The organism is Variovorax sp. HW608 (assembly GCF_900090195.1).
GTDB lineage: Bacteria > Pseudomonadota > Gammaproteobacteria > Burkholderiales > Burkholderiaceae_C > Variovorax.
Window position 1 is genome coordinate 7165511 of the sequence record NZ_LT607803.1, and the last position, 21075, is coordinate 7186585.

Below are 21075 nucleotides of genomic sequence, written 5' to 3' on the forward strand. Positions count from 1 at the left end.
GACGAGGAGAAGTTTCGAGATGAAGACGAGCCCCGCCCCGGCCGCCCCCAAGCGCAAAGCCAATGATGAAGACCTGCCACTGATCGCCGACATCCGCCTGCTCGGGCGCATCCTCGGCGACGTGATCCGAGAACAGGAGGGCGAGGCGGCTTACGCGCTGGTGGAAAAGATCCGCACGCTCTCGGTGTCATTCCGCCGCGACGCCGACCATGCGGCCGACCGCGCGCTCAAGAACCTGCTCAAGGGCCTGAGCGCGGCCGAGACGGTGAGCGTGATCCGCGCCTTCACCTACTTCAGCCATCTGGCCAACCTGGCCGAGGACCGGCACCAGATCCGCCGCCACACCGAGGCCGAGCGCGCCGCCGAAAGCGCCGAAGGCAGCCTGGAGACCGCGCTCACGCGCATCCGCAAGGCGGGCATCAAGCCGGAGGCGGTCGTGCAATCGCTCGCGCACAGCTACCTCTCGCCGGTGCTCACCGCGCACCCGACCGAAGTGCAGCGCAAGAGCATCCTCGATGCGGAACGCGCGATCGCCCAGCTGCTCGCGGCGCGCGACGAGATCGCGCTGCGCCAGCTCGCCTTCGCGGGCAGGAAGGACGCGCTGACGCCGGTCGAATACGCGGAGAACGAAAAGCAGCTGCGCACCCGCGTCACGCAGCTCTGGCAGACGCGGCTGCTGCGCTTCTCCAAGCTCACCGTCGCCGACGAGATCGAGAACGCGCTGAGCTACTACGAAGCCACCTTCCTGCGCGAGATCCCGCGCGTCTATGCGGCACTGGAAAAGTCCCTTGCCGAGGGCGGCAGCGTCCCCGCGGTGGCGCCATTCCTGCGCATGGGCCAGTGGATCGGCGGCGATCGCGACGGCAATCCCAACGTCACCGCCGAGACGCTCGAATACGCACTGCGCCGCCAGGCCGAACTGGCGCTGCGCCACTACCTGACCGAAGTGCACTACCTCGGCGGCGAGCTCTCGCTCTCGGCCACGCTGGTCGATGTGTCGGTGGAGATGCAGGCGCTGGCCGAACGCTCGCCCGACAAGAACGAGCATCGCGTGGACGAGCCCTATCGCCTCGCGCTCACGGGCATCTATTCGCGGCTCGCGGCGACCCTGCGCGATCTCACCGGCGGCCAGGCCGCGCGCCATGCGGTGCCGCCGCAGAACCCCTATCTGCGCGCCGAGGAATTCCTCGCCGACCTGCACACCATCGAGGAATCGCTCGTCGACCAGCACGGGGCGGTGCTCGCGGCGCAGCGGCTGCATCCGCTGATCCGCGCGGTCGAAGTGTTCGGCTTCCATCTCGCGACCGTGGACCTGCGCCAAAGTTCGGACAAGCACGAGGCAGTGGTGGCCGAACTGCTCGCGACCGCGCGCATCGAGCCCAACTACGCCTCGCTCGCCGAAGAGGCCAAGCAGACGCTGCTGCTGCGCCTGCTCGACGACGCGCGGCCGCTGCGCGTGCCCGACGCCGACTACTCGCCGCTGGCCAGGAGCGAGCTCGCCATCTTTGCTGCCGCACGCACCGCGCGTGCGCGCTTCGGTGCGGCGGCGATCCGCCACTACATCATCAGCCACACCGAAACGGTGAGCGACCTGCTCGAAGCCCTGTTGCTGCAGAAGGAGGTCGGCCTGCTGCGCGGCACCCTGGCCGAGAACGCGACCTGCGACCTGATCGTGGTGCCGCTGTTCGAGACCATCGAGGATCTGCGCAATGCCGCGCCGATCGTGCGCGCCTTCTACGCCCTGCCGGGCATCCATGCGCTCGTCCAGCGCTCCGGCGCCGAGCAGGACGTGATGCTCGGCTACAGCGACAGCAACAAGGATGGCGGCATCTTCACCAGCAACTGGGAGCTCTATCGCGCAGGGCTCGCGCTGGTGGCGCTGTTCGACGAGCTCAACGCGCAGAGCGGCGTGCCGAGTCCGGCGCCGGGCCGCCCCAAGCGGGCGAGCGTCCCCTCGGGGGGCAGCGAGGACGCGTCAGCCCCGAGCGTGGGGGCCCCGATCCGCCTGCGCATGTTCCATGGCCGCGGCGGCACGGTGGGCCGGGGCGGCGGACCGAGCTACCAGGCGATCCTGGCGCAGCCGCCGGGCACGGTGCGCGGGCAGCTGCGCCTGACCGAACAGGGCGAGGTCATCGGCTCGAAGTACGCCAATCCCGAGATCGGCCGGCGCAATCTCGAAACGCTGGTGGCGGCCACGCTGGAGGCGACGCTGCTGCCGAGCGCGAAGGCCGCGCCGGGCACCTTCATGGCCGCCGCGGCGGAGCTGTCGGCGGCCAGCATGGCGGCCTACCGGGCGCTGGTGTACGACACCCCCAACTTCGGCGACTACTTCTTCAGCGCCACGCCGATCCGCGAGATCGCGGAGCTCAACATCGGCTCCCGGCCCGCATCGCGCAACCCGACCCGCAGCATCGAAGACTTGCGCGCGGTGCCGTGGAGCTTCAGCTGGGGCCAGTGCCGGCTCACGCTGCCGGGCTGGTACGGCTTCGGTTCGGCGATCGAGAAGTTCCTGGACAGCGCCGGCAGCCCCGCCGCGCGCAAGGAGCGGCAGGCGCTGCTGCAGCGCATGTATGCGCAGTGGCCCTTCTTTCGCACCCTGCTGTCGAACATGGACATGGTGCTCGCCAAGAGCGACCTCGCGCTGGCCTCGCGCTATTCCGAGCTGGTCGCCGATCGCAAGCTGCGGCAGAAGGTGTTCTCGATGATTGACGCCGAATGGCATCGCACCTCGGAGGCGCTGACGATCATCACGGGCGAGAAGCAACGCCTCGAGGGCAACGCCGAGATGCAGCGCTCGATCCGCCATCGCTTCCCGTACATCGATCCGCTGCACCACCTGCAGGTGGAGCTGATGCGCCGCTACCGCGCGGGGCAGATCGACGAGCGACTCCAGAGCGGTATCCACATGTCCATCAATGGCGTGGCTGCAGGATTGCGGAATACCGGCTGAGCGTCACTCGCCGAGCAGCTCTCCAATGGGCTGCAGGTCTTCCACGTGATCGCAGATGGCCTTGGCGACCATCATGATCGGGATGCCCAGGAGCAGCCCCCAGATGCCCCAGAGCCAGCCCCAGAAGATCACGCCGACGAAGACCGCGACCGGGTTCATGCGGCTGGTCCGGCTGGTGAGGAAGGGCAGCAGGAGGTTGCCGACCAGCGTGTGGATCAGGAGCGAACCGCCGCCCACCAGCAGCGCCATCTGGACGCTGTTGAACTGCAGGAAGGCCACCAGGCCCGCCAGCGCCATCACGATGACCGAGCCGATGTAGGGAATGAGGTTGGTCACGCCGGCCACGATGCCCCAGACCGCGGCGTTTTCCAGGCCGATGGCCCAGAACGTCAACCCGGTCGCGACGCCGACGAGTGCACTGGTCAGAATCTGCACCAGCAGGAAGCGCTCGATGTGCTTCGTGATGTCGTCCAGCACATGCACCGTGATCTTCTTCTTCTGCAGGCTGGTGCCCGTGATCTTGACCAGCTTGCGGCGGAAGGTGTCGCCCGACCCGAGCGCGAAGAAGGTCAGGAAGGCGATCAGCGTGAGTTGCCCCGCCGCCGCGATCAGGCCGACGGTGCCGCTCCAGAGGTAGTCCCTGACATTGAAGGCCGGCCGCTCGATGACCACGCGCGCGACGCCCTTGCGCGCCGCGACCTTGGCCGAGTTCTCTTCGGCGGCCTGCTCGATCTGCGCCGCCGCCTTCTGCACGGTGTCGAGCGTGCTCGGGTCCTTGGCCCGGCCGTCGCCGCGGACCGCGAGCCGCAGCTTCTGCGCCGCGAGGGGCAGCGCATCGACGAGGTCCTGCGCGCTGCCGGACAGCGAATAGCCGGCCCAGCCCATCGCGCCGCCGAGGGCGAGCAGGATCACCGCCGAGCCGACCCAGCGCGAGACCTTCCAGCGTTCGAGCAGATCGACCAGCGGCGACAGCGCGTAGGTCAGCATCAGGCTCACCATCAGCGGAATGAACACCGCCGCCGCCCAGTGCAGCGCGAACACGCTCCCGAGCACCGCGAGCACCAGCAGCGAAGCGCTGCGCACGTCCACCGGCATGTGCAGCAGCAGGCGCTCCGGTGGGGCGGATTCCTCGGGCGCCTCGCTCTTCGTGTCGGCGCCGTCCCTCATCGCGGCTCCTTCAGTACCTCGCGAACGGTTGGAAGCTGCCGGCGCGACACCACGACCGGCTCGGGAATGCCGTCGAGCCGCAGGGCCCAGCCCTCCGCTTCCTCGCCGTCGTCGTATTTCTCGAGGGCGCGGATCGCGGACCGCGCGACGAGCGCGTTGCGATGCACGCGCACGAAGCGCTTCGGATAACGCTCTTCCAGATCGGCCAGCGAGCCATCGAAGATGTGGCTGCGCTGCGCCGTGCGCACGGTGAGGTACTTGAACTCGGACTTGAGATAGAGCACCTCCGACAGCGGCACGCGTTCGGTGCGGCCGCGATCGAGGATCAGCAGCACCTCCTGCGGCTCCTGCGCGGCCAGCGGGCGGCGCTCGTGCAGATGCCGCACGACCTTCTGCAGGGCTTGCTGGAGCCGCTCGACGCGCACCGGCTTCGTGAGGTAGTCGACCGCCTCGAGCTCGAAGGCCGTCACCGCGTGCGCGGCATAGGCGGTGACGAAGATCACCGCCGGCGCGTCCGGCCGGCTGCGCAGCGTGCGCGCGAGTTCGAGCCCGTCGATGCCGGGCATGTGGACGTCCAGCAGCACCAGATCGAGCCGCTGCGTCGCCATCTGCCCCAGCGCGGCTTCGCCGTTCGCCGCCTCCGCCACGATGTCGACGGCCGGCGACTGGCAATCCGCCAACAGGGTGCGCATCCGGGAGCGCGCCAGGGGTTCGTCATCGACGATCAAGGTGCGAAGAGCAGTCATGGTTCACCGGGAATGGCAATGCGTACACGGTAGTGCTTCTGGTCCATGCCGGCGCTGAACTGCGCCCGCATGTCGTGCAGCAGATGCAGGCGGTCGCGCACATTGCCGAGCGCGATGCCGTGGCCGCGCGGCAGCGGCTCGTCGGCCCAGCGCAGCGGCGGCAGGCTGTTGATGACCTCGATCAGCACCATGCTGCCGCGGCGTTCGGTGCGGATGCGCAGCCTGGCGCCCTCGGGGCTCGGCTCCACGCCATGCTTGACCGCGTTTTCCACCAGCGGCTGCAGCAACAGCGGCGGCAGGCGAGCGTTGTTGGCGTCGGGGTCGATGTCCCAGCGCACGCGCATCCGGTCGCCGAAGCGCACCTGCTCGATGGCGAGGTAGCGCTCGGCAAGCGCGATCTCGTCGGCCAGCGTGACCGATTCGCCGGGGTCCGCCAGCGCCTGGCGGAACAGCTCGCTCAGGTCCTCCAGCAGCGCTTCGGCCTTGGCCGGCTCGTGGCGCACCAGCGCAATCGCGCTGTTGAGCGTGTTGAACAGGAAGTGCGGCCGGATGCGCGACTGCAGATCCTCCAGCCGCGCCGTGGTGGCTGCCGGCGTTCGCCCGCGCGCGCGCAGCACCAGGGCCGCGACGATCAGGCTCGCGAACAGCGCGCCCGCGAGCGCACTCGCAAGCCACGCCGAGGCCGCGATCACGCCGGTCAGCCGCAAGAGGCCGCACCCATAGAGCCCCGCCACTGCGCCGAGCAGCGCGCCGGCCGCGTACTGGGTCCTGAGCGGCAGTCGGCCGAGCGGCTTCTTCAGCGCGCATCCGACCAGGAGCCAGAGCAGGGTCGCCGGCAGCGCGCCGCCGGTCACGGTCGCGGCCAGCAGCAGCCATTCGGACGGCGAGGCCGCGAGAAACAGCGTGGCGACCGCCACCACCACTTCGACGAAGAGCACGGCGCGCAGCACGACGCCGATCTGGCAGGCGTCGAACACCACCGAGCCCCGAGGCGCGGGCGCGGGTGCCGCGGCGGCCGAGACCGGAGCCGGCTTCGTCCTGGACGACGGCGAAGGGGTGGCCGATAAAATCGACGGGTTGCGCATCAATGAAACACTGGGTGACCAACCCATTATTGCCTCCCGGCCGTCTCCAATGACCCAAAACCAACTCGACAAGAAATCCGAAGCCTGGTCCGCCCTGTTCTCCGAACCCATGAGCGACCTGGTCAAGCGCTACACCGCCAGCGTGTTCTTCGACAAGCGCTTGTGGCAGGCAGACATCGAGGGCTCGCTGGCGCATGCGGCCATGTTGGCAGCGCAGGGGATCATCAGCGCGCAGGACCATGCCTCGATCGACAGCGGGATGAAACAGATTCGCGAGGAAATCGAATCCGGACGCTTCGACTGGAAGCTGGACCTGGAGGACGTGCACCTCAACATCGAGGCCCGCCTCACGCAGCTCGTGGGCGATGCCGGCAAGCGCCTGCATACCGGCCGCAGCCGAAACGACCAGGTCGCGACCGACGTGCGCCTCTGGCTGCGCGGCGAGATCGACCTGATCGGCGGCCTGCTCGTCGACCTGCAGAAGTCGCTGCTCGACCTCGCCGAGAAGAACGTCGAGGTGATCCTCCCCGGCTTCACTCACCTGCAGGTGGCGCAGCCGGTGAGCTTCGGCCACCACATGCTGGCCTACGTGGAGATGTTCTCGCGCGACGCCGAGCGCATGGCCGACGTGCGCAGGCGCGTCAACCGCCTGCCGCTGGGCGCCGCCGCGCTGGCCGGCACCAGTTACCCGCTGGACCGCGAGGCGGTGGCCAAGGCGCTCGGCATGGAAGGCGTCTGCCAGAACAGCCTCGACGCGGTCAGCGACCGCGACTTCGCGATCGAATTCACCTCGGCCGCCTCGCTGGCGATGGTGCACGTGAGCCGCCTGAGCGAAGAGCTGGTGCTCTGGATGAGCCAGTCCTTCGGCTTCATCGACATCGCGGACCGCTTCTGCACCGGCAGTTCCATCATGCCGCAGAAGAAGAACCCCGACGTCCCCGAACTCGCGCGCGGCAAGACCGGCCGCGTGGTCGGCCACCTGATGGCGCTGATCACCCTCATGAAGGGCCAGCCGCTCGCCTACAACAAGGACAACCAGGAAGACAAGGAACCGCTGTTCGACACCGTCGACACGCTCAAGGACACCCTGCGCATCTTCTCGGAGATGGTCGGCGGCATCACCGTCAAGCCCGAGGCCATGGAAGCCGCCGCCCTGCGCGGCTACGCCACCGCGACCGACCTGGCCGACTACCTGGTCAAGAAGGGCCTGCCCTTCCGCGACGCGCACGAAACCGTGGCACACGCGGTCAAGGCCGCGATCTCGCACAAGGTCGATCTGTCGGAACTGCCGCTGACCGTGCTCAAGGGCTTCAACCCGACGATCGACAAGGATGTCTACGACGTCCTGTCCCTGCGCGGCTCGCTCACGGCGCGCAACATCCTGGGCGGAACCGCGCCGGCGCAGGTGCGCCAGCAGATCGCCCGGCATCGCGCCCGCCTCGCCTGAGCAATACGCCATAGGGCGGGGGAACACCATCCGTCGGAGGTGTTCCCAAATGTAAAAATGTAGTGCTAAAGTTTGGCACGATTTGCGCTTCCTTCGAAGCTGCAAGCAAGCCAAGCCTATGGAAAAGCCCCGCTGCGTCGTTGTCATCCTGACCTTCAACTCCGCTTCGATCATTCGCGAAACGGTTGCCCAGGCGAAGAAGGTGAGCCCTCACGTGTACGTGGTGGACTCGCATTCCTCGGACGGAACCCCCGCCATCCTCGAAGCGCTGGGCTGCACCGTCGTGCAGCGCCCGTTTTCGAACTACAGCGACCAGCGCAACTGGGCGATCTCGCAGATCGAACGGGACTACGACTGGCAGCTGCATCTCGATGCCGACGAGGTGCTCGACGACCGGGCGGTGGCCGAGATCGGCGCACTGCTGTCGGGCCAGCCCGCCTTCGATGCCTACCTGATCCGGCGCTGCGACTATTTCATGGGCAAGCGCCTCAGATTCAGCGGCGTGAACCCGTGGCACCTGCGGCTGTTCCGCGCGGGCGTCGGGCGCTGCGAAGCGCGGCTCTATGACCAGCATTTCATCAGCACCGCCAAGGCCGGCCGGCTGCGCGGCTTCATGCACGACAAGAACTCGGCCAAGCTGAGCGACTGGATCGCCAGCCACAACCGCTGGAGCGACGCCGAGGCCAAGGAGAAGCTCGGCCCCCGGTCCGCATCCGACGGCGTGCTTCAGCCCAGGCTGATGGGCGACGCGCGCGAGCGCACGCGCTTCATCAAGGAGATCTACTACAAGCTGCCGACCGGTCTGCGCTCGCTCGGCTATTTCGTCTACCGGTACGTGTTCCGGCTCGGCTTCCTCGATGGGAAGACCGGCTTCTACTTCGCTTTCTTCCAGGCCCTGTGGTTCCGCATGCTGGTGGACGCGAAGATGTACGAGAAGCGCCTCCAGCAACCCCAGAACTGAACTACGGAGTGACCCAGGCCATGCGGCAATACAACGCCTCCAAGCGAATCCTCGTCACCGGCGGTGCCGGTTTCCTCGGCAGCCACCTGTGCGACCGCCTGCTGGAGCAGGGGCACGACGTGCTGTGCGTGGACAACTTCTTCACCGGCACCAAGCGCAACGTCGAGCACCTGCACGCCCATCCGCGCTTCGAGCTGATGCGGCACGACGTGACCTTCCCGCTCTACGTGGAGGTCGACGAGATCTTCAACCTCGCCTGCCCCGCCTCGCCGATCCACTACCAGCACGATCCGGTGCAGACCACCAAGACCAGCGTGCACGGCGCGATCAACATGCTGGGCCTGGCCAAGCGCGTGCGCGCCAAGATCCTGCAGGCTTCGACCAGCGAGGTCTACGGCGACCCCGAGATCCATCCCCAGGTCGAGGAATACTGGGGCCGCGTGAACCCGATCGGCCTGCGCAGTTGCTACGACGAGGGCAAGCGCTGCGCCGAGACGCTGTTCTTCGACTACCACCGCCAGCACAAGCTGCGCATCAAGGTGGTGCGCATCTTCAACACCTACGGTCCGCGCATGCACATGAACGACGGCCGCGTGGTGTCGAACTTCATCGTCCAGGCGCTCAAGGGCCAGGACATCACCATCTACGGCGACGGCCAGCAGACGCGCAGCTTCTGCTACGTGGACGACCTCGTCGAAGCCATGCTGCGCATGATGGCCACCGGCGACGAGGTGCCGGGGCCGGTCAACATCGGCAACCCGGGCGAGTTCTCGATGCTGGACCTGGCCAACAAGGTCATCGAACTGACCGGTTCCAGGAGCAAACTCGTGCGCATGCCCCTTCCGGCCGACGACCCGAAACAGCGCCGCCCCGACATCACGGTGGCGCAGAAGGAACTCGGCGGCTGGGCGCCACACACCCAGCTCGACGAAGGGCTGAAGAAGACCATTGCATACTTCGACAAACTCCTGTCGGAACCCAGCGCAACCTGAATTCATGAATATCACGATCATCGGCACCGGCTACGTCGGACTCGTCACCGGCACCTGTCTCGCGGACCTCGGCAACCACGTCTTCTGTCTGGACGTGGATGCGCAGAAGATCGCCACCCTCAACTCGGGCGGCATCCCCATCTACGAACCGGGCCTCGACGACCTCGTCGCCTCGAACGTCGATGCCGGGCGGCTCGATTTCTCGACCGACGTCGAGGCCTCGGTCGCGCACGGCGACGTCCAGTTCATCGCCGTCGGCACCCCGCCCGACGAGGACGGCAGCGCCGACATGCAGTACGTGCTGGCTGCCGCCCGCAACATCGGCCGCTACATGAACGGCTTCAAGGTGGTGGTCGACAAGTCCACGGTGCCCGTGGGCACGGCGGACCGCGTCCGGGCGGTGATCCAGGAAGAACTCGACAAGCGCGGCCGCGCGGACCTGCGCTTCTCGGTCGTGAGCAATCCCGAGTTCCTGAAGGAAGGCGCCGCGGTCGAGGACTTCATGCGGCCGGACCGCATCGTCATCGGCTGCGCCGACGACGAGGACGGCCGCGAGGCGCTGGCGCAGATGCGCAAGCTCTACGCGCCCTTCAACCGCAACCACGAGCGCACGCGCGTGATGGACGTGCGTTCGGCCGAGTTCACCAAGTACGCGGCCAACGCGATGCTCGCCACGCGCATCAGCTTCATGAACGAACTGGCGAACCTCGCCGACCGCGTGGGCGCCGACATCGAGGCGGTGCGCCAGGGCATCGGCTCCGACCCGCGCATCGGCTACAGCTTCCTCTACGCGGGCACGGGCTATGGCGGAAGCTGCTTCCCCAAGGACATCAAGGCGCTGAACCGCATTGCGCAGGAGTACGGCCAGTCGCTGCGCGTGCTCGAAGCGGTCGAGGACGTCAACAACGACCAGAAGCACGCGCTGAGCAACAAGGTGCTGGCCCACTTCGGCACCGATCTCAAAGGGCGGACGTTCGCGCTCTGGGGCCTGGCCTTCAAGCCGAACACCGACGACATGCGCGAGGCGCCGAGCCGCGTGGTGATCGACACCCTGGTGCGCGCCGGCGCGCGCGTGGTGGCGCACGACCCGATTGCGGTCGAGGAGACGCGGCGCGTGCTGGCCCTCGATTTCGCCGACGCGCCCGAACTGCTCGAGCGCATCAGCTACTGCGCGCCCAAGGACCCGATGAGTGCACTCGACGGCGCGGACGCGCTCGTCATCGTCACCGAGTGGAAGGCCTATCGCAGCCCGAACCTCACGAGGCTCAAGGCATTGATGAAGTCGCCGGTCATCTTCGACGGCCGCAATCTCTACGAACCCGGCACGATGCACGAAGCCGGCATCGTCTACCAGGGCATCGGGCGCAACAGCCGCTGATGAACGCCTTCCGCCACGTCCTTTCCTCGCTCGCGCTGCTGACGGCGCTGGCGTCGCACGCCCAGACCGCGCCGGCCGATGCCGCGACCCGGCAGCCGACGCCCGCCTACGCCCTCGCCAAAGCCAAGTGGCAGAAGGAGCTGAACGCCTTCGACGCGGCCGACAGGGAGCGGCTGCCGGCCGCCGGCGGCGTGCTGTTCGTCGGCAGCTCCACCATCCGGCTGTGGCCCCATATCGCGCAGGACTTCCCGCAACAGCCGGTGGTCATCAACCGCGGCTTCGGCGGCTCGACGATGGAAGACGCCAGCCTTTTCGCCGAGGACCTCGTGGTGCGCTACAAGCCGCGGCTCGTGCTGGTGTATGCGGGCGACAACGATCTCGCGGAGAACCGCACGCCGATGCAGGTGCTCGAAAGCTTCGCGCGCTTCGCCAACACCGTGCGCACCGAGCTGCCGGACACGCGCATCGCCTACATCTCGGTCAAGCCCAGCCCCTCGCGCGAGAAGCTGATGGCGCAGATGCGCGAGACCAACAACGCGATCGCAGCCTACCTGCGCCGCATGCCCAACACCGAGTTCATCGACGTCTACACGCCGATGCTGGGCGCCGACGGCCGCCCGCGCGCGGAGCTGTTCCGCGCCGATCACCTGCACATGACCGACGAGGGCTACCGCCTCTGGCATTCGCTGATCGCGCCGCACCTGGCGGAACCGGCGACGCGCGCGGATGCCTCAGTCGCGCAGGGGCAGCACTGACGGCGTCGGCGTCGGCGTCGGCGTCGGCGTCGGCGGCTTCTTCTTGCGTGCGTCCAGCCACTGGCTGATGCGCGCGACCGCATAGAGCCCCGAGAACACCACCGCCAGCAGCAGCGCATCGCCCCACCAGGGCCTTGCCGTCTGGCTGTCGCCATAGACCGCGAGGACCAGCAGCACCGCGACGAGGTGCGCGCAGAACACCGGCAGCGAGGCACGGCCCATGGCTTCGAGCCAGTGCAGGCGCGGGATGCGCCGCATGAACGCCGGCCCCCACTGGATCGCGACGATGCCGAGCACCACGAGATTCACGATGCGCAGCGGACCGAGCTGCCACTTGTCGAACAACAGGTTGAGCGCCACGTCGCCGCCGAAAGGCGCCTGGCCGTGGATGCCGCGATGCCGCCAGTCGAGGCCGTAGAGCGCGAGTCCCGCCGCGATCGCAAGCAGCCATTTCGGGAACGCGAAGGGCCGCGCATCGGGCGAGTTGCGACTGGCCCCCATCCACAGCCCTGCGAACCACAGGAACTGCCAGGCGAAGGCGTTGAACGCGCCCATCTCGTGGAACGGCACGTCGAGCCCGGTAAAGCGCACCACCAGGGCGTACAGCCACTCGCTCAAGCCGAACTGTGCGAGCCCCCACAGCGTCACGCTGGCAACCATCACACCGGTCCAGCCGTGGCGCAGCGCGAAGGCCAGCACCCAGGGGCTGAGCAGCATGAAGAAGATGTACATCGGCAGGATGTCGAGCAGCGCCGGCTCGTAGATCAATAGCAGCGAATAGAGGAAGCCCTCGCGCGGATTGGCGAGATAGAACGACAGCAGGTTCTTCACCGCCGGCTGGTCGATGCGCAGGCTCACCGCCGAGATGATCGTGAACAGGAACAGCAGCGTCGCGGCCTGGCTCAGATAGACCTTGAGCGCCCGCCGCCAGAAGGCCCGCCGCATCGAATCCACGCCCTGGTTGTAGCTGATGCGGCTGTAGACCAGCCCCGACACGAAGGCCGACAGCAGCACGAAGCCTTCCGCCGCCGAAACGAAGCCGAAGGGCTGCCCGAGCGGGTCGGTGAGGCGCGTCGGCAGGTGCGTGAGAGTCATCAGCAGGAGCATCAGCCCGCGCAGCGCATCGATTTCCCAGTAGCGTTTCATCGTCGGCATGCCGGCCGCGGGGGCCGCATGGTCAGGTCCTTGCGCGCCCTAGGCCAGCTCGCGGATCGCGTCGATCACGGTGGCGCTGTAGTTGCTCCATGTGTAGCTGGCGGCATGCCGGATCGCCTGCTCCTTCATCGCCATGAGCTCCTGCCGGTTCTGGTTGAACCAGGCGAGCTTCTCGGCGATCTTCTCGGGCGAGCGGATCGGCACCAGGAACCCGGTCTTGCCCTCGATCACGAGGTCCTCGCCGCCGGTGTTGGGCGTGATGACCAGCGGCAGCCCCTGGCTCATGGCCTCCTGCATCACGAGCGCACGGCCCTCGTACAGCGACGGCAGGCAGAAGACGTCGCAACTGTTCATGAGCTTGAGCACCTCGGCATGGGGCCGGCCCGGCTCGTAGGTGAAGCCGGCGTACTGGCGGCGATAGAAGTCGAGCGAGTCGAGCGGCCCGCCCATCACCACCAGCTCGATGTTCTCGCCTTCGACGAGGTGCATCGCCCGCAGCAGATCGGCCAGGCCCTTGCGCTGCCCCATCGAGCCCGCGAACAGCACGCGCAGCGGCCGCGAGGGGTCTTCCGCCGTGCGCGACCAGGTGCCCGAGGAGCTCGGCGAGCCGAAGGGCGACAGCACGCGGGCCTTGCCCGAGGCCCAGGCCGGCAGCGAATCGGCGACGAACTTGCTCGGCACGACGACGAGGTCCGCGAGCTCGAGCTCTTGCACCTTGCGCTCCAGCTTGGCGCCGGTGTCGCCCATGCCGCCGCCGAGCGCGCCGGTCCACTCGGGGAGGCGCTGTTTCTCTTCCTCCATCAGGCGGCGGCCCACTTCCCAGTAGGAGATGGGCAGGTCGTAGACGCAACGCATGCCGAGCGACTTCGCCTCCCTGAACGTGTCGAGCGCGGAATCCTCGTAGCTGTAGACGGCCTTCACGCCTTGCTCGCGCCGGACGCCCGGCAGTTCGCGCGCCACGAAGCGGTCGAAGTCCTGCAGCACGCCGTCGATCGAGGCGAAGCCCTCCTCGTGGCGCATCCAGTGGGTCCAGCCGAGCTTGCCGCAGAGCATGCGCGCGAGCTCGCGCCAGGGGTGCTGCAGGATTTTCTCGTCCGGAACGTCGAAGCGCCGCCGCAGGAGATCCTTGCCGAGCTTTTCAGGCGTCAGCTTCAGCAGCAGACTGCCTGGGCGGGCCGCGAAGGTGGTGGCGAAACGCGCCAGCATGTCCGCCCGCTGCAAACCATCGAGCATGGCACGGACGTTCTGGTTGCCGGCAGGGTGGCTGAACAGCAGTTTCATATCGATCGATCATAGTGGAGGCACTTCACGTGCCAGTGACGCACCACACTCATGCGCTACCCTTCCGGCCGAAGGAGAAGCCCGTTGAACGCAAGAACGACATCGCGCTGTTTCGCCGCCCTTGCGGTGGCCTGGACCGCGCTGGGCGCGCACGCCCTGCAGATCACCAGTCTCACGCCGCAAGGCGAGGTCGCCCGCATCCGGCAGGTGGTCGCCCGCTTCGACCAGGCCGCCGTGAACTTCGGCGATCCGAGGGCACCGGCGCCGCTCACGGTGAGCTGCGCCGACGCGCAGGCCGGCAGGGGCACCGGGCGCTGGACCGGCGAGAAGCAGTGGGTCTTCGACTTCGAGAGCGACCTGCCGCCCGGCGTGCGCTGCACCGTCACGCGGGTGGCCGGCTTCAGGTCCCCGGCCGGCTCCGAGCTGACCGGGCCGGAGCGCTACCAGTTCAACAGCGGCGGGCCGTTCATCCGCAGCTGGCGGCCGAGCTACGGAAAGATCGACGAGCAGCAGCTCTTCCTGCTCGAACTCAATGGCACCGCCACGCCGCAGAGCCTGCAGGACAACGTCTGGTGCGCCGCCGACGGCATCGGCGAGCGCATTCCGATCCGGCTGGTCGATGGCGAACAGCGCAACGCGCTGCTGAAGGCCTTCGGCCGCGATCGCGACGCCGCCAAGGAGCCGGGCCGCTTCGTCACGCTTCAATGCAACCGCACCCTGCCGCCGGGCGGCCGCGTGCAACTCGTCTACGGCAAGGGCGTGGCGACGCCCTCGGGCGTGGCCAACAGCATCGAGCGCCGCCTCGCGTTCGAGGTGCGCGAGCCCTTTGCCGTCTCCTTCACCTGCGAACGCGAGAACGCGCAGTCGGCCTGCCTGCCGTTGCGGCCGATGGAGCTGCGCTTCAACGCCTCGGTCTCGCGCGCGCTGGCCGCGCAGATCACGCTCAAGGGCGCTGGCAAGGCGTTCAAGCCGAAGCTCGATGACAACGCGGCGAGCAATGCCGATGCGGTCGTCGACGGGGTGAGCTTCGCGCCGCCCTTCCCCGAGCAGACGCAGTTCACCATCGAACTGCCGGCGAAGTTCGAGGATTCCTCGGGCCGCGCCCTGGCCTCGCCCGGCAGCTTTCCGATGAAGGTCGCGACCGGCGCGATGCCGCCGCTCGCCAAGTTCGCGGCGTCGCCCTTCGGCGTGCTCGAGCGGCTGGCGGAGCCCGGCGGCGTGGCCTTGATGCCGGTGACGGTGCGCCGCGTCGAGCCCGCGCTGCAGGTGCAGGCGCTGACGCCGGGCAAGGTGAGCGATCTCAATCCGCGCAGCGACGCCGAGATCATTTCGTGGTTCCGCAAGGTGCGCCGCTACGACAACAACGCCACGGTGTCCCGCAAGACGGCCGCGCGCGATGTCAAGGGTGCACTGCCCAAGATGATCGACAAGGACGACCGCGACAACGTGCAGACCCGCATGCTGTCGCTCCTGGGCGGCCAGAGCGGCGTGCGCACGCTCGACATGCCCAAGAGCGAAAGCGGCGATCCGCGGCCGTTCGAGGTGATCGGCATCCCGCTCACGCCCGGCTTCCACGTGCTGGAGATCGCATCGCAGAAGCTCGGCGACGCCCTGCTCGACGAGCGCTACGGCAGCGGCCGCACGATGTACGTACGCACCACCGCGCTCGCGACCAACCTCGCGGTGCACTTCAAGCTCGGGCGCGAGAACTCGCTGGCCTGGGTCACCACGCTCGACAAGGGCAAGGTGGTCCCCAACGCCAGCGTGCGCGTGTCGGGCTGCGACGGCAAGGAGATCGCGACCAGCAGCACCGACGCGGACGGCATCGCGCGCCTCGAAGGCATCCCGCCCAATCCGCCGAGCTGCTCGACCGACGAGGAATACAGCGCCGACGCCTACTTCGTCAGCGCGCGCGCCAAGGACGCCGACGGCGTCGAAGACCTCGCCTTCACCTGGACCGACTGGCAACGCGGCATCGAACCATGGCGTTTCAACGTGCCCACGAGCCAGGAGGCCGAGCCCGACCGCGTCGCCCACACCATCTTCGACCGCACGCTGCTGCGCGCCGGCGAGACGGTGTCGATGAAGCACCTGATCCGCACTCAGACGCGCAGCGGCCTGGGACTGCCTTCGAACCGGCCCGGCACGATGGTCATCACGCACGTCGGCAGCGGCCAGCAGTTCACGCAGCCGATCCAATGGCGCAGGACCGCCACGGGCGGCGAGAGCGCCGACAGCAGCTTCGAGATTCCGCCGGCCGCCAAGCTCGGCCTCTATCAGGTCGAGCTGCGCGGCGGCTCGGGCGACGCAGAACGCAGCGACAGCAGCGGCCAGTTCCGCGTCGAGGAATTCCGCCTGCCGGTGTTCGAAGGCCGCATCGCGCCGAGCGACAAGAACCCGCTGGTCGCGGCGGCGTCGGTGCCGGTCGACGTCCAGATCAACTACGTGTCGGGCGGCGGCGCAGGCAGCCTGCCGGTGCGCGTGTCGGCCCTGGTGCGCGGCAAGTCGCTGTCGTTCCCCGACTTCGAGGCCTTCAGCTTCGCAGCGCCGCGCAAGGAAGGCGCGGCGACCAGCAACGCCGAGGACACCGAATCGCCCGCCGACGACGCCCACGTGGTCGCCGACAAGCTGCCGCTCACGCTCGACCGCAACGGCGCGGGCAAGCTCACGATCGACAAGATCCCCGCCGCGCGCTTCACGCCGCGCGAGCTGCTGCTCGAAGCCAGCTATGCCGATCCGAACGGCGAGATCCAGACGCTGCGCAGCACACAGACGCTGTGGCCCGCGGGCGTGATCGCCGGCATCAAGACCGAGGGCTGGGTCTCGACCCGCCAGAAGGTCCGCTTCCAGGCCGTGGCGCTTGACCTCGCCGGCAAGCCGCGCGAGGGCGTGACGCTCAATGTGCGCGCCATCGCCCGCATCACCACCACCAGCCGCAAGCGCATGGTGGGCGGCTTCTACACCTACGACAACAAGACCGAGACGCGCGAGATCGGCACCGTGTGCAGCGGCAAGAGCGATGCGCGCGGACTTCTGCTGTGCGAAGCCGAGCTCAAGGAGCCCGGCGAGATCGAGCTGATCGCGATCGCCAGCGACAAGGACGGCCGCGAGAGCCGCGCGTCCAGCACGGTCTGGGTGACGCGGCAGGGCGAACTCTGGTTCGGCGGCGAGGACCATGACCGCATCGACGTGCTGCCCGAGAAGAAGAGCTACGAGCCCGGCGAAGTCGCGAAGTTCCAGGTGCGAAGCCCCTTCCGCTTCGCGACCGCGCTGGTGTCGGTGGAACGCGAGGGCCTGATCGAAACGCACGTGGTCAAGCTCAACGGACAGGACCCGACGGTCAGCCTGGAGATCAAGCCCGATTGGGGTCCGAACGTCTACGTGAGCGTGCTCGCGCTGCGAGGCCGGCTGCGCGAGGTGCCGTGGTACAGCTTCTTCACCTGGGGCTTCCGCGCGCCGCGCGAGTGGTGGACCGCCTTCTGGTACGAGGGCAAGGAATACGTCGCGCCCACGGCGCTGGTGGACCTCAGCAAGCCGGCGTTCCGGCTCGGGCTGGCCGAGATCCGCGTCGGCACCGAGGCGCACCGGATCGACGTCAAGGTCGCGAGCGACAAGCCCAGCTACCCGGTGCGCGGCAAGGCCCAGATCACCATCAGCGGCAAGCTGCCCGACGGCAAGCCCGCCGCCGGCGCGGAAGTCGCGTTGGCGGCGGTCGATCAGGCGCTCCTGGAGCTGATGCCGAACGAGAGCTGGAACCTGCTCGAGGCCATGCTGCAGCGCCGAAGCTGGGGTGTGAGCACCTCGACCGCGCAGATGGAGATCGTCGGCCGCCGGCACTACGGCCGCAAGGCGGTGCCCGCCGGCGGAGGCGGCGGCAAGAGCCCGACACGCGAGCTGCTCGACACTCTGCTCGTCTGGAACCCGAAGATCGTGCTCGACGCCAACGGGCAGGCCACGGCGGTGGTGCCGCTCAACGACGCGCTCACCACCTTCAGGATCGTCGCGGTTGCCGATTCGGGTGTGGGCCTCTTCGGCACCGGCCAGACCTCGATCCAGGCGACGCAAGACCTGCAGATCATCAGCGGACTGCCGCCGCTGGTGCGCGAGGACGACCAGTTCCGCGCGCAGATCACACTGCGCAACACCACGCAGAAGGACATGAAGGTCGAGGCCAGGCCGCGCGCCACGCTGCTCGCGCTCGAGCCGCAGACGGTCGACATCCCGGCCGGCGAGGCGCGCGAGATCGCGTGGACGGTGACCGCGCCTGCGCAGCTCGCGCAGTTGCGCGCCGAAGCCATCCTGTGGGAGATCGAGGCCCGCGACACGCTCAGCGGCGCGCGCGATGCGCTCAAGGTGCGCCAGCGCATCGTGCCGGCGGTGCCGCTCACGGTGCAGCAGGCCACGCTGGCCCAGGTCGACGGGCCCTTCACCCTCGACGTGGCAGCGCCCGCCGATGCTCTGCCGGGCCGCGGCGGCGTGCGCCTTTCGCTGCAGCCGAAGCTGGCCGAAGGGCTGACCGGCGTGCGTGACTGGTTCGCCGCCTATCCCTACAGCTGCCTCGAACAGAAGGCGAGCAAGGCCATCGGCCTGCGCGACGGCAAGGCGTGGCAGACCGTGGTCGCACAGCTGCCGAGCTACCTCGACGGCGACGGTCTGGCGAACTACTTCCCGCCACGCGATGGCGAGGCCAATCGGGGCAGCGACATCCTGACCGCCTACCTGCTCGTCGCGACCAACGAGGCGGCGGCGCTCGATGCGGCATTCGCGCTGCCCGACGCGGCACGTGCGCCGATGGAGCAAGGGCTGATCGCCTTCGTCGAAGGCCGCATCCAGCGCGACTTCTGGAGCCCGCGCAAGGACCTCGACGTGCGCAAGCTCGCCGCGCTCGAAGCGCTGTCGCGCTACGGCAAGGTGCAGGGCCGCATGACCGGCAGCATCACCATCGCGCCCAACCAGTGGCCGACCAGCGCGGTGATCGACTGGATCAACATCCTGCGGCGCGTGCAGGATGTGCCGCAGCGCCAGCAGCGGCAGGACGAAGCGATGAACGTGCTCAAGGCGCGCCTCAACTACCAAGGCACGCGGGTCGGCTTCAGCACCGAACAGGACGACCACTGGTGGTGGCTGATGGCCAACGGCGACGTCAACACCGCGCGGCTGCTGCTCACGGTGATGGACGACCCGGCCTGGAAGGACGACATCCCCCGGCTCGCCAACGGCTTCATCGGCCGCCAGCAAAAGGGTGCGTGGCTCACCACCAACGCGAATCTCTGGGGCGGCCTCGCGCTCGAGCAGTTCTCGAAGAAGTTCGAGAGCACGCCGGTCGCGGGCATCACGTCCGCCAGCCTCGGCGGCGCGAAGGCGCAGGTGGAGTGGAGCAAGGTCGAGCGCGTGAAGACCACCGACACGAGCGGCGCCCCGAACCAGACGACCGCCTTCGGCGCACCGGCTTCGCCCGGCAACCTTCGCAACAACACGATGTTCATCCCCTGGCCTGCCCCGCCTGCCGCGCACGACACGCTGCTCGTCACGCAGACCGGCAGCGGCAAGCCGTGGCTCACGCTGCAGTCGCTGGCCGCGGTGCCGCTGAAGGCGCCGTTCGCGGCCGGCTATGCGATCAAGCGGACGATCACGCCGGTCGAACAGGCGGTGGCGGGCATCTACACGCGCGGCGACGTGCTGCGCGTGAGCCTCGAAGTGGATGCGAGCACGGACATGACCTGGGTCGCGATCACCGACCCGATCCCGGCCGGCGCGACCATCCTCGGCACCGGCCTGGGCCGCGATTCGCAGATCGCCACGCAGGGCGAGAAGCGCGCAGGCAACGCCTGGCCGGCCTTCGAGGAACGCAGCTTCGAGGCCTTCCGCAGCTACTACGGCTACCTGCCCAAGGGCCTGACGCGCGTGGAATACACGGTGCGCCTCAACAACGTCGGCGAATTCGCGATGCCGCCGAGCCGCGTCGAGGCGCTGTACGCGCCGGAGATGTTCGGCGAGGCGCCCAACCCGCGCATCAAGGTGGAGGCGCCCAAGTGAACGCCGATGCACGGGCCTCGATCGCTGGTGGTTCCGCTGGCGCCGAGTCCGAGGCATGATGGAACGCAGCACCGTCCCATGAAGGCCACCGCCCATGTGCAGAAGCATCAAGACCCTGTTCAACTTCGAACCGCCTGCAACCGAAGAGGAAGTGCGCGCCGCGGCGTTGCAGTTCGTGCGCAAGCTCAGCGGGTTCAACCATCCGTCGAAGGCCAATGAAGCGGCCTTCGATCGCGCGGTCGAAGACGTCGCGGCCGTCGCGCGCACGCTCATCGGATCACTGATGACGACCGCCGAGCCGCGCGACCGCGAGGTCGAGGCCGCGAAGGCTCGCGAACGCACGGCCATCCGCTTCGGCCACGGCCACTGAATCTCGTCCACCGCTCAGAAGGAGTCCCATGTCCACGCCGACCGTCGAACAGATCCAGCAGGTCCTCGATGCGATCTTTCCCGGCCTGATGGGGGTGCGCCTCGTCACGCTGGAGCCGGAGCGCGTGGTCGCGAACCTCGTGGTGCGGCCCGAGCTCTGCACGGCCGGCGGCATCCTGCACGGCGGCGCGTACATGGCGTTCGCCGACACGCTGGGCGCGGTGGGCACCCTCATCAACCTGCCGAAGGGCAAGCGCACCACGACCACCGATTCGAGCACCAAGTTCATCGGCAGCGCGAAGGTGAACACCACGGTGGTCGCCGAATCGGTGGCGCTGCATCGCGGCCGCACCACGATGGTGTGGCAGACCACCATCCGATCCGAGGAAGGCAGGCTCTGCGCCGTGGTGACGCAGACGCAACTCATCCTGGAGGCCGGCTGACATGCGCACACTCCTCTTCATCCTGGGCGGCTTCGTGCTGCTGGCAGCATGCCTGGGCGTCGGCAAGTCGGTGTTGGGCGGCTTCGGCGAGGGCATGCGCATGAGCATCATCGCGTTCGCCGCCCTCTGGTTCGTGATCGCGGCGGCCAACATGTGGATCGGCATCGTCAAGGCCGGCTATTCGTTCGGCGAGGAGCTGCCGATCTTCCTGCTCATCTACCTGCTGCCGCTCGCGGGCGCGGCCTTCGTCGTGGTCAAGTGGAAGCTCCTTTGACCCCCTCTTCGGGGCCGGCCGGGTGCGGCGGGTTGA

General features: G+C 68.2%; 15 protein-coding genes. 10 read left to right on the forward strand and 5 right to left on the reverse strand.

Translation table 11 applies throughout. The features are described 5' to 3' along the window. The first annotated feature begins 19 nt into the window (after positions 1-19). Positions 20-2950 (forward strand): phosphoenolpyruvate carboxylase, encoded by a 2931-nt coding sequence (locus VAR608DRAFT_RS33975; protein WP_088958065.1) that lies wholly within the window; start codon positions 20-22, stop codon positions 2948-2950. 3 nt (positions 2951-2953) lie between these two features. On the opposite strand, the gene VAR608DRAFT_RS33980 is transcribed toward VAR608DRAFT_RS33975, so the two are convergent. The 3 genes from VAR608DRAFT_RS33980 to VAR608DRAFT_RS33990 are packed head-to-tail and all read right to left on the reverse strand — an operon-like array spanning position 2954 to position 5948. Continuing rightward, a complete protein-coding gene (locus tag VAR608DRAFT_RS33980; RefSeq protein ID WP_088958066.1) occupies positions 2954-4117 on the reverse strand; it encodes an AI-2E family transporter in 1164 nt (387 codons plus the stop codon). After that, on the reverse strand, positions 4114-4863 hold the full coding sequence (locus VAR608DRAFT_RS33985; RefSeq protein ID WP_088958067.1) for a LytR/AlgR family response regulator transcription factor: 750 nt from the start codon (positions 4861-4863) through the stop codon (positions 4114-4116). Before VAR608DRAFT_RS33985 ends, VAR608DRAFT_RS33980 begins: the two co-directional genes overlap by 4 nt. Then, complete coding sequence (locus VAR608DRAFT_RS33990) at positions 4860-5948, reverse strand: sensor histidine kinase (RefSeq protein WP_443082906.1); 1089 nt, start codon at positions 5946-5948, stop codon at positions 4860-4862. Before VAR608DRAFT_RS33990 ends, VAR608DRAFT_RS33985 begins: the two co-directional genes overlap by 4 nt. A 49-nt stretch (positions 5949-5997) precedes the next feature. Between VAR608DRAFT_RS33990 and argH the strand changes: the two genes are divergently transcribed. From argH to VAR608DRAFT_RS34015, 5 genes are all read left to right on the forward strand, one after another. Then, positions 5998-7395, forward strand: a complete 1398-nt coding sequence (gene argH, locus VAR608DRAFT_RS33995; RefSeq protein WP_088958069.1) for an argininosuccinate lyase — start codon at positions 5998-6000, stop codon at positions 7393-7395. Positions 7396-7513: 118 nt separating this feature from the next. Further along, the gene (locus VAR608DRAFT_RS34000) at positions 7514-8356 is read left to right on the forward strand and encodes a glycosyltransferase family 2 protein (protein WP_088958070.1); all 843 of its coding nucleotides are present in this window, start codon (positions 7514-7516) and stop codon (positions 8354-8356) included. Between the two features lie 20 nt (positions 8357-8376). Continuing rightward, the gene (locus tag VAR608DRAFT_RS34005) at positions 8377-9348 is read left to right on the forward strand and encodes a UDP-glucuronic acid decarboxylase family protein (protein WP_088959133.1); all 972 of its coding nucleotides are present in this window, start codon (positions 8377-8379) and stop codon (positions 9346-9348) included. Positions 9349-9352: 4 nt separating this feature from the next. Next, a complete protein-coding gene (locus VAR608DRAFT_RS34010) occupies positions 9353-10726 on the forward strand; it encodes a UDP-glucose dehydrogenase family protein (RefSeq protein WP_088958071.1) in 1374 nt (457 codons plus the stop codon). Continuing rightward, positions 10726-11481 carry an SGNH/GDSL hydrolase family protein gene (locus VAR608DRAFT_RS34015; RefSeq protein WP_088958072.1) on the forward strand — a complete coding sequence of 252 codons (756 nt, stop codon included), beginning with the start codon at positions 10726-10728 and terminating at the stop codon, positions 11479-11481. The genes VAR608DRAFT_RS34010 and VAR608DRAFT_RS34015 overlap by 1 nt, the downstream gene beginning before the upstream one ends. On the opposite strand, the gene opgC is transcribed toward VAR608DRAFT_RS34015, so the two are convergent. Next, positions 11458-12627, reverse strand: a complete 1170-nt coding sequence (opgC, locus tag VAR608DRAFT_RS34020; protein ID WP_088959134.1) for an OpgC domain-containing protein — start codon at positions 12625-12627, stop codon at positions 11458-11460. The genes VAR608DRAFT_RS34015 and opgC overlap by 24 nt on opposite strands. Positions 12628-12675: 48 nt before the next feature. Next, complete coding sequence (locus VAR608DRAFT_RS34025; RefSeq protein WP_088958073.1) at positions 12676-13917, reverse strand: glycosyltransferase family 4 protein; 1242 nt, start codon at positions 13915-13917, stop codon at positions 12676-12678. Positions 13918-13968: 51 nt separating this feature from the next. Between VAR608DRAFT_RS34025 and VAR608DRAFT_RS34030 the strand changes: the two genes are divergently transcribed. The 4 genes from VAR608DRAFT_RS34030 (at position 13969) to VAR608DRAFT_RS34045 (ending at position 21039) form a co-directional block, all read left to right on the forward strand. Beyond that, the gene (locus VAR608DRAFT_RS34030) at positions 13969-19953 is read left to right on the forward strand and encodes an alpha-2-macroglobulin family protein (RefSeq protein ID WP_088958074.1); all 5985 of its coding nucleotides are present in this window, start codon (positions 13969-13971) and stop codon (positions 19951-19953) included. Positions 19954-20047: 94 nt separating this feature from the next. Beyond that, positions 20048-20323, forward strand: coding sequence for a DUF2277 domain-containing protein (locus VAR608DRAFT_RS34035; RefSeq protein ID WP_088958075.1), 276 nt, complete (start codon positions 20048-20050; stop codon positions 20321-20323). A 28-nt stretch (positions 20324-20351) separates the two neighbouring features. Continuing rightward, the gene (locus tag VAR608DRAFT_RS34040; protein WP_088958076.1) at positions 20352-20765 is read left to right on the forward strand and encodes a PaaI family thioesterase; all 414 of its coding nucleotides are present in this window, start codon (positions 20352-20354) and stop codon (positions 20763-20765) included. Between the two features lies 1 nt (position 20766). Continuing rightward, positions 20767-21039 carry a hypothetical protein gene (locus VAR608DRAFT_RS34045; protein WP_088958077.1) on the forward strand — a complete coding sequence of 91 codons (273 nt, stop codon included), beginning with the start codon at positions 20767-20769 and terminating at the stop codon, positions 21037-21039. Positions 21040-21075: the final 36 nt, after the last annotated feature.

Coding starts and splice junctions, on each gene's coding strand:
- VAR608DRAFT_RS33975 (WP_088958065.1), top strand. CDS start 20: ATGAAGACGAGCCCCGCCCCGGCCGCCCCCAAGCGCAAAGCCAATGAT.
- VAR608DRAFT_RS33980 (WP_088958066.1), bottom strand. CDS start 4,117: ATGAGGGACGGCGCCGACACGAAGAGCGAGGCGCCCGAGGAATCCGCC.
- VAR608DRAFT_RS33985 (WP_088958067.1), bottom strand. CDS start 4,863: ATGACTGCTCTTCGCACCTTGATCGTCGATGACGAACCCCTGGCGCGC.
- VAR608DRAFT_RS33990 (WP_443082906.1), bottom strand. CDS start 5,948: ATGCGCAACCCGTCGATTTTATCGGCCACCCCTTCGCCGTCGTCCAGG.
- argH (WP_088958069.1), top strand. CDS start 5,998: ATGACCCAAAACCAACTCGACAAGAAATCCGAAGCCTGGTCCGCCCTG.
- VAR608DRAFT_RS34000 (WP_088958070.1), top strand. CDS start 7,514: ATGGAAAAGCCCCGCTGCGTCGTTGTCATCCTGACCTTCAACTCCGCT.
- VAR608DRAFT_RS34005 (WP_088959133.1), top strand. CDS start 8,377: ATGCGGCAATACAACGCCTCCAAGCGAATCCTCGTCACCGGCGGTGCC.
- VAR608DRAFT_RS34010 (WP_088958071.1), top strand. CDS start 9,353: ATGAATATCACGATCATCGGCACCGGCTACGTCGGACTCGTCACCGGC.
- VAR608DRAFT_RS34015 (WP_088958072.1), top strand. CDS start 10,726: ATGAACGCCTTCCGCCACGTCCTTTCCTCGCTCGCGCTGCTGACGGCG.
- opgC (WP_088959134.1), bottom strand. CDS start 12,627: ATGAAACGCTACTGGGAAATCGATGCGCTGCGCGGGCTGATGCTCCTG.
- VAR608DRAFT_RS34025 (WP_088958073.1), bottom strand. CDS start 13,917: ATGAAACTGCTGTTCAGCCACCCTGCCGGCAACCAGAACGTCCGTGCC.
- VAR608DRAFT_RS34030 (WP_088958074.1), top strand. CDS start 13,969: ATGCGCTACCCTTCCGGCCGAAGGAGAAGCCCGTTGAACGCAAGAACG.
- VAR608DRAFT_RS34035 (WP_088958075.1), top strand. CDS start 20,048: ATGTGCAGAAGCATCAAGACCCTGTTCAACTTCGAACCGCCTGCAACC.
- VAR608DRAFT_RS34040 (WP_088958076.1), top strand. CDS start 20,352: ATGTCCACGCCGACCGTCGAACAGATCCAGCAGGTCCTCGATGCGATC.
- VAR608DRAFT_RS34045 (WP_088958077.1), top strand. CDS start 20,767: ATGCGCACACTCCTCTTCATCCTGGGCGGCTTCGTGCTGCTGGCAGCA.